The 263-nt window shown below is 48.3% G+C and carries 1 protein-coding gene; it reads left to right on the top strand.

What is annotated here, in order from left to right; genetic code table 11:
* Window positions 1-76: 76 nt before the first annotated feature.
* On the top strand, window positions 77-263 hold a 187-nt coding region (locus I5349_RS13820; RefSeq protein ID WP_226391364.1), incomplete at its 3' end, for a hypothetical protein.

The raw sequence follows: 263 nt of genomic DNA, 5'->3' as shown, positions 1-263 counted from the left end.
CCCTATAATCCCGTGCCCTCACCCCTTCATTTTCCTCCAACAGGGGAACACACTAGAGAAGCTGAGAATTTGCACTATGAGCAAGTTTGTTCAGTTTTTTGGTGATATAGGGGCCATAAAGAAGGACCCTACTGTGGTGGTAACCAACATGTGTTTTGGGTCAATCCCTGTGAGACTGTTCCAGCCCAAGGGGATGTCCTCCAAACTCCGGAGAGGTATCATCTTCTACCATGGAGGAGGTGCTATCTTTGGTAGCATGGGTA

This window comes from Penaeicola halotolerans (assembly GCF_016464625.1).
GTDB classification, from domain to species: Bacteria; Bacteroidota; Bacteroidia; order Cytophagales; family Cyclobacteriaceae; genus Penaeicola; species Penaeicola halotolerans.
This window is presented reverse-complemented; position numbering and strand designations above follow the sequence as displayed.